Raw genomic sequence first — 13,444 nt, 5'->3', positions numbered from 1 at the left:
GCCCGGTGCGATAAGCGCGATCCTGCCCGGACGCGGGCGGGCGCAATAAACAGAAGGGCCCCGCAAGGCGGGGCCCTTCTGCATCAGCCATGTGGCATGACGAGCACGGTTCAATCAGCGGCTATCACTTGCCGTTGTTCGCCAACCAAGCATCCACCGACGGCAGCCGCTCGTTGCGGACCATCATGCGGTACTTGATGTTGGCCACCGCCGTGTCGGCATCGCGACGCGAGCTTGCCGCCAGGTACCTGGTGGCGTAGTCATTGATCTTGTCGACCATTGCTTGATCGAACGCCGTGGCGCCGAGCGTCGGGTAGTAGCGGCTGCGCGAGCTGCCATCGACCACCTGATCGACCTTTTCGCGATGAGCCAGTGCGAAGTCGAAGGCCAGCTCCGGGTGCAGGCGCGACACGATGCGGATCATGCCGGCGCTGTTGGTCGCGCCCGGCTCATCGGTAAGCGCCAGATCCAGCGCCTTTTTGGCCAGGGCCTCGTCTTCGGTCGAAGCGAGCTGTGCGTACAAACGGTCCTTCACCAGCGGTGTGGTCTCGGCCTTGGCGGCGGTGTGCATCTGGTCCCAGGTGGCCGCATCGGCATGGCTGGCCACGACCGCGAGGATGGTCTTGCGCAGCTCGGCGGGCACGGCCTTGGGATCAGTCGCCTGCGCGGCGTAGCGACGACGGGCTTCGGCGATGACCGTGGTGTCGCCCAGGCTGGACAGCACGTTGATCAGATGGCTGCGCAGGATGGTCGTCGGCACGCTCTCGTTCGGCTTGGCTTCCCAGCCCACGCGTGCAAACACCGGCGACAGGCGCTTGGTGGCGTATGCGCGGAACGCGGCCTGCCGCTTGGTGTCCCCGCGGTAGTAGTCGTTGAGCGCGGCGAAGCTGCTCGCCACCTCGTCCCAGATCTGCGGATCGGCGTCGGCCGGCGTCGCCTGGGCCAGGTCGAGGAAATCCGACACCGGCTGCAGGCCCGCCATCGCCAGCGCCCAGGTATCGCTCATCACGCCGAGCTGGTCGATCGGCTCAAGCTTGGTGAAGCTCCCCTTGATCGCCGCCACCTGCGCCGGCGCGTACAGCGTGCGGTAGTAACCGCTCTGGCCAGCGTTGACCAGCACCGGACCGCAACCCGGCACGGCCAGCGTCGCTTCGCCATCCACCAAGGCGTGCACCGGCTTGCCGCCGATGCTCTGCGCGGTCACCGGCACATGCCAGCGCAGCGGCTTCTTGTCCGGGCGATCCTTGGTGAACTCGTCCTGGGTCAGCTTGAGCGTCACCGTGTTGTTGGTGCACTCGCCTGCTTCCACGCGTATCAGCGGGATGCCAGGCTGCAGCGTGAACTCATGCGCGACGGTGGCCACCTGCTTGCCCGGCGCCGCCGCGTCCATGGCGCGCCACAGATCGTCGGACACCGTGTTGCCGTAGGCATGGGCCTTGATGTAGCTGCGCACGCCATTGCGCCAGTTGTCCGCGCCGACGTAGCTTTCCAGCATGCGGATCACCGACTCACCCTTGGAATAGGTGATCGAGTCGAACGCCTGGCTCGCCTGTTCCACCGTGTCGATGCGCTGCACCACCGGATGCGTGGTGACCACGGCATCGCGCGACATGGCGCCTTCGCGAATGCCCACGGCGTCGAGCTTGGTATTCCACTCGGGATGCAGACGGTCGGTGGTGCGCGAGGCCATCCACGAGGCGAAGCCCTCGTTGAGCCACAGGTCGTCCCACCAGCGCATGGTCACCAAGTCGCCGAACCACTGGTGCGCCATTTCGTGCGCAGCGGTGCCGAACACGTTCTGCTTGTCCTGCAGCGTGGAGAACGACGGATCGAGCAACAACGCGTATTCGAAGGTGTAGATCGCGCCCCAGTTTTCCATGGCGGAGAAGAACTGGCTGCTGCCCGGCGAGGCGACGTTGTCCAGCTTGGGTAGCGGATACGGCACGCCGAAGTAATCGTTGTATTCCTTCAGCACCGCCTTGCCCGATTCCAGCGTGAACGCTCCCTGCTCGCTCAGGCCCTTCTGGGTGACCACGCCGATCTCCACGCCTTCGGAGTTCGTGGTGATGCGATCGAATTCGCCCGTGCCGAAGAACAGCAGGTAGGTCGACATCTTCGGCGAAGTCTGGAATGTAATGTGCGAGAGACCGTTGCCGGCATCGGTCTTCGACGCGACCGGCATGTTGCTCACCGCCATGTCACCCGCGGGCACGGTCACGTCGAGATCGAACGTGGCCTTGTAGTTTGGCTCATCCCACGACGGGATGAACCGACGTGCATCGGAATTCTCGAACTGGGTATACAGCGCGCGCTTCTTGCCAGCCTTGGTGTCGTAGTCGATGGCGAACAGGCCGTTGGCCTGCGTGCCGATCTTGCCGCTGTAGCTCATCGCCAGCTGGTACTTGCCCTTGGCGATGGGCTTGTCGAAGGTGAAAGTGGCCGTCTGCGCATCGTTGTCCACGCTGACCTTGGGCGTCAGCGCTGGCGCGCCCTTCCCGCCCGTCAGCGCCACCGTGGCGAAGCTCATGTCGATGGCGTTGAGCGTGATGCTGTTGGTGGGCGCCAGCACTTCAACGTCCACCGTCACCTTGCCGTCGAACGTCAGCGTCGAGGCGTGTGGCGTGATCGACACGGCGTAGTGCGTCGGACGCACCGCGCGCGGAAGCTGGGTGGTGGTCTGTGCCACTGGCGCTGCAGCGGCGGCCAGGGCGGCTCCGGTGAAGGTCACGCCAGCCAAAGCCAGCGCAATGGCGGAAACCAGGCGAGTACGCATGTTGTATCCCCTATTTGGTGGGCCTGGACCGGCCCTCTTGGACGCAAAACACTTCGATGTTGGGACATGACGATACCGGTCGATATGGCCGGAAGTCATGGGCGGGAGGCCAAGGCCCTAGATCCCTGCTTTCGCAGGGATGACGACAAGAAGAGGTGCCACGCATGGCTGGTAATCCCTGCGAAAGCAGGGATCCAGCGTCTTTTCCCCATGAATCGCGAGTAGTCCGGCACAAAAGCGCCCACAAAAAAGCCCCGCAATGCGGGGCTCTTCTGCGCAACTCATCGATGACCGATCAGGCGAACGGATCGTCCAGCACGATGGTGTCGTCGCGGTCGGCGCCGGTGGCGACGAGCGACAGCTTGCAGCCCGACAGCTCTTCCACGGCGCGCAGGTAGGCGCGAGCGGCGGCCGGCAGCTTGTCCCACTCGCGGATGCCCGCGGTGGACTCGTCCCAGCCCGGGAACTCCAGGTACACCGGCTTGCACTCGGCCCAGCCGTCCGCGTCCAGCGGGGCCAGCTCGCGGCGCTTGCCGCGATATTCGTAGGCGATGCAGACCTTGATGCTCGGCAGGCCGTCGAGCACGTCGAGCTTGGTGATGGCCAGGCCGTTGATGCCGTTGATCTGCACGGCGCGCTTGAGCGCGACGAGGTCGATCCAGCCGCAGCGGCGCGGACGGCCGGTGCTGGCGCCGAACTCGTTGCCGACCTTGCGCAGGCGCTCGCCCATCTCGTCGTTGAGCTCGGTCGGGAACGGACCGCCGCCCACGCGCGTCGCATAGGCCTTGCAGATGCCCAGCACGTAGTCGATGTCGCCCGCGCCCACGCCGGTACCAGCCAGGGCGCCGCCGACGGTGGTGTTGGACGAGGTCACGTACGGATAGGTGCCGTGGTCGATGTCGAGCAGCGCGCCCTGGGCGCCTTCATACAGGATGTGACCGCCTTCCTTGCGCACGTCGTGCAGGATGGTGGCGACGTCGTCGACCATCGGGCGGATGAACTCGCCATAGGCGAGCGCATCGTCCAGCACCTGCTGGAAGTCGACCGGCTCGGCCTTCAGCCACTGGGTGAGGATGAAGTTGTGGTACTCGACCGCCGCCTTGATCTTCTCCGGCAGCTCGTGCGGGTACATCAGGTCGGCGACGCGCACGCTGCGGCGAGCCACCTTGTCTTCGTAGGCCGGACCGATGCCGCGGCCGGTGGTGCCGATCGCCGACTTGCCGGCGGCGGCTTCGCGCGCCTTATCCACGGCAATGTGGTACGGCATGATCAGCGGGGTGGCCGGGCTGATCTTCAGGCGCGAGCGCACTTCCACGCCCTGCGCTTCCAGCTCCTCGATTTCCTGCTTGAGCGCCTGCGGCGACAGCACGACGCCGTTGCCGATCAGGCACAGCGCGTCGTCACGCAGGATGCCCGACGGAATCAGGTGCAGCACGGTCTTCTTGCCACCGATCACCAGCGTGTGGCCGGCGTTGTGGCCACCCTGGAAACGAGCGACCGCTTTGACCTGTTCGGTCAGCAGGTCGACGATCTTGCCTTTGCCTTCGTCGCCCCACTGCGCGCCAAGGATGACTACTGACTTGCCCATGATGTTGCTCTCGTCAATTTGAAGAATGAGGCGCCCCGGGGGGCGCGAAACGGATCGAAGGCCTTTGCTCGTCATTCCAGCGAAGGCTGGAATCCAGCGCCTTTCAAGTCACTGGGTCCCAGCCTTCGCTGGGACGACGGTGAGGCTTCGTTGGAAATCCCGACGGATTGAACGGCCCATCCACCGCACTAACTCAATGCACCAATTGCAAAGCCACCAGGCCGATACCCATGGCCACCGCGCCGAACAGGCGCAGCATGCGCGGGCTGAGTTTCACCGCCTCGCGCATGGTGGCCTGCCACCGACGCGGGGCGGCAAACAGCACCAGGCCTTCGATCACCAGCACCAGGCACATGGCAGCCAGCAGCTCACGCGACATCGCCACTCACCACTCAGTGCCTGGACGCCGCGCCGTCGTTGAAATACCGCAGGAACTCCGAGTCCGGCTTGAGCACCAGCACACCCTTGCCGTCCTGGAACGACTTACGGTACGCCGCCAGGCTTCGATAAAACGCGAAGAACTCCGGATCCTGCCCATAGGCCTGCGCGTAGATCGCCGCGGCCTGGGCGTCGCCTTCGCCACGCACCTTGGCCGCGTCACGCTCGGCCTCGGCCTTGATGACCTGGGCTTGGCGATCGGCATCGGCCTTGATCGTCTCGCCCGCCTGCTGGCCGGTGAAGCGCAGCTCGTTGGCCAGCTGGGCGCGCTCGGCGCGCATGCGCTTGTAGACCGACTCGCTCACTTCGTCCGGCAGGTCGATGCGCTTGATGCGCACATCCACCACGGTGATGCCGAGGTTCCGGGTGGCCGCCGCATCGGTTTGCCTGCGCACGGCCTCGGTGATGTCCTTGCGGCCGGCAGCCACCAGCTCCTGCAGGGTGCGGCCGTTGAACTCGAAGCGCAGCGCATCCTTGACCAGCGGGGTCAGGCGAGCCGCCGCCTGCAACTCGTCGCCGGCGGTGGCGCGGTAGTAGGCGGCGGTATCGGCAATGCGCCACTTCACGAAGAAGTCGACGTTGACGCTCTTCTTTTCAGAAGTGAAGTAGCGTTCGGGCGGCGCCTCCAGCGTGAGGATGCGGTTGTCGAAGGTCATCACCTGCTGCACGAACGGCAACTTGACGTGCAGACCCGGCTTGTCGCCGGTGCGCACGATGCGGCCGAACTGCAGCACGAGCGCCGACTCACCCTCGTGGATCACGAACAGGCTGTTGAAACCGATCAGGACCAGCAGCACGGCAATGATGGCGGAGGCGAACTTCACGGCTGCTTCTCCTTGCCGGCCAGGCTGTCACTGCCCGCGGACTGCATCACTGCGCCGACACCCGGCACTTCCTTGCCGGTGACGCGATCGAGCGGCAGATAGATCATGTTGCGACCGCCGGAGCCGTCCAGCACCTTGGGATTGTTGGACATCACGTCCTCGACCGTTTCCAGCCACAGGCGGCGACGGGTCACGTCCGGCGCGGCCTTGTATTCCTTGAGGATCAGGTTGAAGCGCGAGGCATCGCCGGTGGCGAGCGCCACGCGCTGGGCGGCGTAGCCCTGGGCCTCGGCGGAAATGCGTGAAGCCTCGCCGCGGGCCACCGGCACCACCTGGCTGGCGTAGGCGCGGGCGTTGTTCTCGGTGCCCTGCTTGTCCTCGCGCGCGGCGTTGACGTCGTCGAAGGCGTCCTTCACTTCCTGCGGCGGCGCCACGTTCTGGAAGCTCACGTCGGTGACCACCAGGCCCGCATCGTATTCGTTGAGGGTGGCCTGCAGGATCTCGCGGGTCTGCTGCTGCAGCGTGTCGCGGGTCTGCGCCGCGGCTGCCGCCGCCGGCGTCGCCGGAATCGGGGCCGTCGAGGCGGTGGCTACGGCGGCGGTGCCGGCCGCAGCGGGCGCTGCGGTGGGTTCGCTGCCCTGGCTGGTGAGTACGTTGTCCATCGCATTGGCGCCGACCACGGTGCGCACCGCGGCCTCGGCGGCCTGGCGCAGCGTGTCCTCCGGCGGACCACTCAGCGAGAACAGGTACTTGCGCGCGTCGGACACCTGGTACTGCACGTTGAAATCGACCGTGATGATGTTCTCGTCACTGGTCAGCATGCGCACCTTGTCGGACACCGATCGGATCTCGGTGGTGCCAACCTTGGTGACCGTCTCGATCGGACGCGGAAGCTTGAGGTGGAAGCCGGGCGGCAGCGTGCGCGCGTACTTGCCGAAGCGCAGCACCACGCCGGCCTGGCGGGCGTCGACGATGGTGTAGCTGGAGAAGGCCACAGCCACCAGCGCGAAGGCCAGCAGGATGGTGAGCACACCGCCGCCCCCGCCGCCGCCAAGCCTGCCGAGCAGGCCGCGAAACTGCTTGATGAGGTCGTCCAGGGGCGACTTGTTGCCGGACTGGCGGTTCTTGCCCCAAGGGTCGCGCTGCCCGTTTCCGGGTTCGTTCCAGGCCATGGTCAGTCTCCTTGAGGCCGCTGGGAGGCCGGCAACATTGGCCGGAAAACGCGTTGAACGGGTTTGGACATGGGCGAAGGCGTGTCGTGGCAGTGTGCCGCCGAGGCACGGAGAGGCCGCACAAACACCTGTCATTCTACCAGAGCTGGGCCGGGATTCCCTCCCCGCCCCGCCATGCGCGCGACCCGGTAGCCGATGCGCCAAGTCGACGTCGGGCCTGTCGCGCACAAGACGGACTGTTACAGGGTCGATTCCTCGGGGGCCGCAAGAAGGTTGCGCAACAGGGCGGCTTCGGCGGCGCTGCCGCCGCTCAGGGGGGCGATCACGCTGCGCGGGGCGTCGATGTTGAGGCGCCAGCCATCCTCATCGACCTCTTCCCCGGCAATGGCCCCCGCGGCCTTGAGGCGCGCGTGAAGGCGGCCCGCGGACAGGGGCAGGCGCAGCTCCGACTGTACCCGATCGCCGCCCAGTAGCTCCCCCAGCGCCTGCCGGAGCAGCTCCAGGCCCTGGCCGGTGGCAGCCGACAGCCATACAGCGGTCGGCTTGCCGTCCGCGTCACGGTCGATGCGCGGCTCCAGACCCGCCAGGTCGATCTTGTTCATCACCCGCAGCTGCGGCAGGTCGCCGGCGTCGATCTCCTCGAGCACGCCATCGACCACCCGCGCCAGCCGCTCGCGCTCGTCATCGGCCGCATCGCTCACGTGGAGCAACAGGTCGGCGTCGCGCGCCTCGGCCAGGGTGCCGCGGAAGGCGGCGACCAGGTCGTGCGGCAACTCGCGAATGAAGCCGACCGTGTCCGCCAGCACCGCCGGCCCGCAGGACAGGCCATCCAGTTTGCGCACGGTCGGGTCCAGCGTGGCGAACAGCAGGTTGGCGGCGAACACCTCGCCTTCGGTGAGCACGTTGAACAGGGTGGACTTGCCGGCGTTGGTGTAGCCGACCAGGGCCACCCGCGGCACCGTGTTGCGCAGGCGAGCGCGCCGCTGCTGCCCGCGCTGGGTCTGCACCTTCTCCAGGCGCTTGGACAGCATCTTCACCCGCTCGGCCAGCAGGCGGCGGTCGGTTTCCAGCTGGGTTTCGCCCGGGCCGCGGTTGCCGATGGCGCCGCCGCGCTGGGCGTCCAGATGGGTCCAGCCACGGACCAGACGGGTGGCCAGGTGCTTGAGCTGGGCCAGCTCGACTTCCAGCTTGCCTTCGTGCGAACGGGCGCGCTGGGCGAAGATGTCCAGGATCAGCCCGGCCCGGTCGACCACGCGGATGTTGAGTAGCTTCTCGAGGTTGCGCTCCTGCACCGGCGACAGCAGGTGGTCGATGAGCACCAGGTCGGCGCCCAGCGCGCGCGCCGCCTCGGCCACCTCGTCGGCCTTGCCGGTGCCGATGTAGTAGCGCGGATTGGGTACGTCGATGCGGGCGGTGATGCTGCCCAGGATCTCAGCGCCGGCGGAGCGGACCAGCTCGGCGAACTCGTCGGCGCGCCGTGCCACATCACCGTCCCCGCGGGACTGCGGGAGAACCAGGAGGGCTCGGTCGCCTCTCTTTTGACGATCAAACACGAGGGTGGAAGGACCTGTATGGAAACGCCGCGCCGCGGACAACGAGCCCGCGGCGCAAGGCAGGAGTGGGGAGTGTATGTCGACACGCGCCCCGGCGGCAGCCTCACTGCGGCCGGACGCCTTCCCTACTCAGATGGGTCGGCAGGTCCGCCGAATCAAGCGTCGGCGTCGGTACCGACCGGAGCATCGGCGTGGCCTTCATGGCCGTTGCCGACGCGCACGTTGCGGCTGGGCACCACGGTGGAGATGGCGTGCTTGTAGACCATCTGGCTGACCTGGTTGCGCAGCAGCACGACAAACTGGTCGAAGGATTCGATGGTGCCCTGCAGCTTGATGCCGTTGACCAGGTAGATGGCGACCGGAACGCGCTCCCGGCGCAGTGCATTCAGAAACGGATCTTGCAGCGATTGCCCTTTGGACATTTCTTCTTCTCCCCTCGCGAACGGACGGGCCGGAGAAAAGACGCTTATCGCGCCCCGGCCCAAGACGAAGGAATATTAACCACTTTTAAATCGTTGATGAAAGAGTAAATGCGCGCTTTCTTCATCTGTGAAAAAGACGTTTAGACGACGCGCGCTTCAAGGCGTTTTGGGATCGCCGAGGAACAGCCGAAGCGCATCGGCGCCGAGCGCCTGCAGATCGGGCCGATCGGGGTCCAGCACCCGAGCGTCAAGCTCGCTGCGCAGCCAGGTGATCTGCCGCTTGGCTAGCTGGCGCGTGGCGAAGATGCCGCGGTCGCGAAACTCCTTTGCATCCGTTTGGCCGTCCAGATGTTCCCAGGCCTGGCGGTAGCCGACGGCCCGGATGGCCGGCAGATCCGCATGCAGGTCTCCGCGCGCACGCAAGGCCCGCACCTCATCGAGAAAATCTGCGCGAAGCATGGCGTCGAAACGTTGGGCGATGCGTGCGTGCAAGGGCGCCCGGTCGGAGGGAATCAGCGCGAGCTTGAGCACGCGCCACGGGAACGGCTGGCCATGGCCGCCCCGCTGCTGCTCGGACAACGGCCGTCCGGTAAGCTCGATGACTTCCAGCGCTCGCTGGATCCGTTGCGCGTCGTTGGGACCGATGCGCGCCGCCGCCACCGGGTCGAGCTGCTGCAGGCGCGCGTGCAGCGCGGGCCAACCCGCGCCCGCCGCCTCGGCGGCAAGGCGCGCGCGGATCGACGGATCCGCTTCGGGCAACTGCGACAAGCCCTGTTGCAGCGCCCGGAAGTACAGGCCAGTCCCACCCACCAGCAACGGCGTCCTGCCCCGGGACGTGATGTCCTCCATCGCGGCGACCGCATCCGTGCGGAAATCCGCGGCCGAGTACGGTTCGGAAGGATCGCGCAGGTCAATCAGGCGGTGCGGGTAGCGCGCCAGCGTGGCCGCGTCCGGCTTGGCCGTGCCGATGTCCATGTCGCGATAGACCAGCGCCGAGTCGACGCTCACCAGGTCCACCGGAAACTGCTCGCTCAGGGTGCAGGCGAGCGCGGTCTTGCCCGATGCGGTCGGGCCCATCAAAAATACGGCGAGCGGGCGCTGGTCGATCGGCATCACGGCATTCTATCAACTCGCCCTCTCCACTCACCTGCATGAGCGTCGATCAGCGATGTTCACTGGCCGGCACGCCCAGCTCCTTCAGCAGCTCCGGCGCCGGATAGACCTTGTCCATCAGCCAGCGCATGTAGCGCAGGTCGACGTGGATGGCCCGCTTGTAGCGCGGGTCGAACATCCAGCTCGCACTGACGGCCTCCCAGTTGCTGTCGAAGTTCAGCCCGACCAGCTCGCCCCTGGCGTTGAGCACGGGCGAGCCGGAATTGCCGCCGGTGGTGTCGAGATTGCTCAGGAAATCCACCGGCATTGCGCCGGACTTCGCATCGGCATAGTCGCCGTAGTCGGACCTGGCGATCGCGTCGAGCAGCGGCCTTGGCGCATCGAACGGCACCACGCCGGTATTCTTCTCGACGATGCCCGCCGTGGTTGTCACCGGGTCGTAGGACACCGCATCGCGCGCCTTCAGCGGCGACACTTTTCCGTAGCTCACGCGCAGGGTCGAATTGGCGTCCGGGTAGACCGCCCGTCCCTGCTTTTCGCGGTAGGTGATCAGCGTCTCCATATAGGCCGGGCGCAACCGCAGCAGATCGCCCTCGCGCGCCTTCCGCTCATCGTCGATGCGCAGGAGCGCCGGCTGCAGCCGTGCGACCAGCGCCAGCAGCGCGTCGTCGGCGTGCTCCACGGCGGCTGGCTCGGCGGTCAGCCACGAAAGGCGCTGGGCTTCCTCGCCAAGGCGGGTCGACGCGTACACGCGGTCCAACCTCGCCGTCAGCTCGGCGGGCGTTCGTCCAAAGGCGTCGTCGAATTCCGGAAGTCGCTGGGCGTCGGGCAGCTGCTGGTAACGCGTCAGCAGCGTGGCCAGCAGCTGCTTCTCCACCGCCGGGTCATAGCGACGTTGCACCTGGCGCAGCATGCCGGCGGCGAGATCCTCGTCGCGCCGCTGGTAGCCGGACTCGCGTTGCGGATCCGGCTTGCCACGCTCGTACGCGAAGCGCTGCAGGATCAACGCCGAGCGCATCAATTGCGTCTGCGTCTGCAGCAGACCCAGCAGCAGATCGCGCTCGCGCGTGGCGTTGCCCGCGGCGATCAGCTGGCTCACCTGATCGATCGGCGGGCGCAGCACCGCTGCGGAAGACTGCCCTCCCAGCCAGGCCAGCATGGCGTCCTCGTCCTTGCGGCGGGTCGCCACCGCATCGCTGCGCTTCAGGCCTTCGAGCTCGCCGCTGAAGCGCTTTATGCCGTTCTTGAGCGACTGCAGCTGGGAGGCGTAGCGGATGGCGGCCTGCCGATCGTCCCGTCCGGCCTCCTCGATCACCTGCTGCAGCTGCTGCATCACCTGCACCGTGGTGGGTAGCCGCCATTCCACTTGGTCGGCGAATTCGGCCGCCGTGCGATGGCGATAGGTGATGCCCGGATAGCCCGCCAGCATGACGAAATCGCCTTCGCGTACCCCCTCGCGTGCGATCTTCAGATACGCCGGCGGGTGGTACGGCACATTCTCTTTGGCGAAATCGGCAGGCTTGCCGTCCGGCCCTACGTAGGCGCGCAGCACGGTGAAGTCCCCCGCGTGGCGCGGCCACACGAAATTGTCGACCTCGTCGCCGTAGTTGCCGATGGCGCGCGGCGGCGCGTAGACCAGGCGCACGTCGCGCAACTCCAATTGCGTCACCAGATAAAAGTCGCGGCCATAAAACATGTTGACCACGCTGCAACGCATGCCCGGTTCGCGTTCGCACTCGGCCACCAGCGCCTTGCTGGCGACATCGATCGCATCGAAATAGGCCCGGCCGGTCTTGCCATGGGCGGCGCCAAGAATGCGCTCAGTGACCTTGTCGAACCCAGTGGTCACGCGCAGACGGGAATCCGGATTGGCCGGCAGCTCCTTGCCGCGCTGGTGCGAAACAAAGCCGTCCTGGATCAGGTCGCGCTGCGCATTGCTGTTGTACTGGATGATGCCGAACGCCACGTGATGGTTGGTGAGCACCAGCCCGTCGTTGCTGACAAAAGCGCCCGTGGCGCCGCCCACCTTCACCACCGCACTGAGCGGCGCCTTGGTCAGGTCGGCCAGGTCGGCGGGGTTGCCCTTGTAGCCGGCCGCCAGCAAAGGCTTGCCGATGGACGGGAGTTGCGAGGGCATCCACATCCCCTCGTCGGCTTGCGTGGCGGTTGCCATGACCAGTCCCACGGCCGCGCTGAGCAGCCTCGATGTCACTCGCTTCATCCATTCCCCCGACGGGATATCGCAAAAAATTGCGACGATAATCCGCGGCGGCCCCAGGGGCAACGCTGCACTGCACGAAGGCGGCGCCAGCCCCGCCTTCTATAATGTCGTTTTTCCCGCCCTTCCCCACGGAAATCCCATGCCTCAGATGATGAAAGCCCTGGTCAAGCGCAAGCCCGAGCAGGGCATCTGGATGGAAGAAGTGCCCGTCCCCGAGGTCGGCCCCAATGAGGTGCTGATCAAGCTGGAGAAGACCGCGATCTGCGGTACCGACCTGCACATCTACAAGTGGGACGACTGGTCCCAGCGCACCATCAAGCCTGGCCTGACCATCGGCCACGAATTCGTCGGCCGCATCGTGGAGATCGGCCCGGGCGTCACCGGTTACAAGATCGGCGACCGCGTCTCGGCCGAAGGCCACATCGTGTGCGGCCATTGCCGCAACTGCCGCGCCGGCCGCCAGCACCTGTGCCCGAACACCATCGGCATCGGCGTGAACCGTAATGGCGCGTTCGCCGAATACATGACCATGCCGGCCTCGAACCTGTGGCCGATCCCGGACCAGATCCCGTCCGAGCTGGCCGCGTTCTTCGACCCGTATGGCAACGCTGCGCATTGCGCGCTCGAGTTCGACCTGATCGGCGAAGACGTGCTGATCACCGGCGCCGGCCCGATCGGCATCATCGCCGCGGGCATCGCCAAGCACGTGGGCGCACGCAACGTGGTGGTCACCGACATCAACGACTACCGCCTCAAGCTGGCGGCGGACATGGGCGCCACCCGCGTGGTGAACGTGGCCAACCAATCGCTGAAGGACGTGATGAAGGACCTGCACATGGAAGGCTTCGATGTGGGCCTGGAAATGAGCGGCAACCCGCGCGCCTTCAACGACATGCTCGACTGCATGTACCACGGCGGCAAGATCGCCCTGCTCGGCATCCTGCCCAAGGGCGCCGGCATCGACTGGGACAAGGTGATCTTCAAGGGCCTCACCCTGCAGGGCATCTACGGCCGTCGCATGTACGAGACCTGGTACAAGATGACCCAGATGGTGCTGACCGGCTTCCCGCTGCAGAAGGTGCTCACCCACCAGATCCACATCGACGACTTCCAGAAAGGTTTCGACCTGATGGATGCGGGCAAGTGCGGCAAGGTCGTCTGCTCCTGGTCCTGAGCAATCCTGAACCTCCGTCACATACCGCCTCTTCCGCCGCCCCAGGCGGCGGAAAAGGCCCACTGAATTCACAATCCCCCGGTTAAACTTCGGAGCAGGCGGCCGACAAAATCGCCGGGATTGTGAAGGTGTGGGATCAGGCGATCCCCACGGTCGGCACGCGATG

At 66.2% G+C, this 13,444-nt stretch carries 10 protein-coding genes; 1 reads left to right on the top strand and 9 read right to left on the bottom strand.

What is annotated here, in order from left to right; translation table 11 throughout:
- Positions 1 to 124: 124 nt before the first annotated feature.
- From DVT68_RS13525 to DVT68_RS13485, 9 genes are all read right to left on the bottom strand, one after another.
- Entirely contained in the window at positions 125 to 2,773 is a 2,649-nt protein-coding gene (locus DVT68_RS13525; protein WP_114825617.1) for a M1 family metallopeptidase, read from the bottom strand.
- Positions 2,774 to 3,068: 295 nt separating this feature from the next.
- Positions 3,069 to 4,361, bottom strand: coding sequence for an adenylosuccinate synthase (locus tag DVT68_RS13520; RefSeq protein WP_114825616.1), 1,293 nt, complete (start codon positions 4,359 to 4,361; stop codon positions 3,069 to 3,071).
- 193 nt (positions 4,362 to 4,554) lie between these two features.
- The gene (locus DVT68_RS13515) at positions 4,555 to 4,740 is read right to left on the bottom strand and encodes a DUF2065 domain-containing protein (protein WP_114825615.1); all 186 of its coding nucleotides are present in this window, start codon (positions 4,738 to 4,740) and stop codon (positions 4,555 to 4,557) included.
- Positions 4,741 to 4,753: 13 nt separating this feature from the next.
- Positions 4,754 to 5,623: a protease modulator HflC gene (gene hflC / locus DVT68_RS13510; protein ID WP_114825614.1), complete on the bottom strand. Its 870-nt coding sequence runs from the start codon at positions 5,621 to 5,623 to the stop codon at positions 4,754 to 4,756.
- Positions 5,620 to 6,795: an FtsH protease activity modulator HflK gene (gene hflK / locus DVT68_RS13505; RefSeq protein ID WP_114825613.1), complete on the bottom strand. Its 1,176-nt coding sequence runs from the start codon at positions 6,793 to 6,795 to the stop codon at positions 5,620 to 5,622. Before hflK ends, hflC begins: the two co-directional genes overlap by 4 nt.
- Before the next feature lie 239 nt (positions 6,796 to 7,034).
- Entirely contained in the window at positions 7,035 to 8,348 is a 1,314-nt protein-coding gene (gene hflX / locus DVT68_RS13500; RefSeq protein ID WP_114825612.1) for a ribosome rescue GTPase HflX, read from the bottom strand.
- Between the two features lie 155 nt (positions 8,349 to 8,503).
- Entirely contained in the window at positions 8,504 to 8,770 is a 267-nt protein-coding gene (gene hfq, locus DVT68_RS13495) for an RNA chaperone Hfq (protein ID WP_114825611.1), read from the bottom strand.
- A gap of 156 nt (positions 8,771 to 8,926) precedes the next feature.
- A complete protein-coding gene (gene miaA, locus DVT68_RS13490) occupies positions 8,927 to 9,883 on the bottom strand; it encodes a tRNA (adenosine(37)-N6)-dimethylallyltransferase MiaA (RefSeq protein WP_114825610.1) in 957 nt (318 codons plus the stop codon).
- 49 nt (positions 9,884 to 9,932) lie between these two features.
- On the bottom strand, positions 9,933 to 12,056 hold the full coding sequence (locus DVT68_RS13485) for a S46 family peptidase (protein ID WP_233523466.1): 2,124 nt from the start codon (positions 12,054 to 12,056) through the stop codon (positions 9,933 to 9,935).
- 187 nt (positions 12,057 to 12,243) lie between these two features.
- Between DVT68_RS13485 and tdh the strand changes: the two genes are divergently transcribed.
- Positions 12,244 to 13,278 carry an L-threonine 3-dehydrogenase gene (gene tdh, locus DVT68_RS13480; RefSeq protein WP_199536063.1) on the top strand — a complete coding sequence of 345 codons (1,035 nt, stop codon included), beginning with the start codon at positions 12,244 to 12,246 and terminating at the stop codon, positions 13,276 to 13,278.
- Positions 13,279 to 13,444: the final 166 nt, after the last annotated feature.

It is taken from the genome of Dyella solisilvae (assembly GCF_003351225.1).
Classification (GTDB): Bacteria; Pseudomonadota; Gammaproteobacteria; order Xanthomonadales; family Rhodanobacteraceae; genus Dyella; species Dyella solisilvae.
The sequence above is the reverse complement of the archived record's forward strand: the minus strand, read 5'-3'. Positions and strand labels throughout refer to the sequence as shown.

What these genes read in the sequence shown, in the direction of transcription:
- DVT68_RS13525 (WP_114825617.1), bottom strand. Translation starts at nt 2,773, where the DNA reads ATGCGTACTCGCCTGGTTTCCGCCATTGCGCTGGCTTTGGCTGGCGTG.
- DVT68_RS13520 (WP_114825616.1), bottom strand. Translation starts at nt 4,361, where the DNA reads ATGGGCAAGTCAGTAGTCATCCTTGGCGCGCAGTGGGGCGACGAAGGC.
- DVT68_RS13515 (WP_114825615.1), bottom strand. Translation starts at nt 4,740, where the DNA reads ATGTCGCGTGAGCTGCTGGCTGCCATGTGCCTGGTGCTGGTGATCGAA.
- hflK (WP_114825613.1), bottom strand. Translation starts at nt 6,795, where the DNA reads ATGGCCTGGAACGAACCCGGAAACGGGCAGCGCGACCCTTGGGGCAAG.
- hfq (WP_114825611.1), bottom strand. Translation starts at nt 8,770, where the DNA reads ATGTCCAAAGGGCAATCGCTGCAAGATCCGTTTCTGAATGCACTGCGC.
- miaA (WP_114825610.1), bottom strand. Translation starts at nt 9,883, where the DNA reads ATGCCGATCGACCAGCGCCCGCTCGCCGTATTTTTGATGGGCCCGACC.
- DVT68_RS13485 (WP_233523466.1), bottom strand. Translation starts at nt 12,056, where the DNA reads ATGGCAACCGCCACGCAAGCCGACGAGGGGATGTGGATGCCCTCGCAA.
- tdh (WP_199536063.1), top strand. Translation starts at nt 12,244, where the DNA reads ATGCCTCAGATGATGAAAGCCCTGGTCAAGCGCAAGCCCGAGCAGGGC.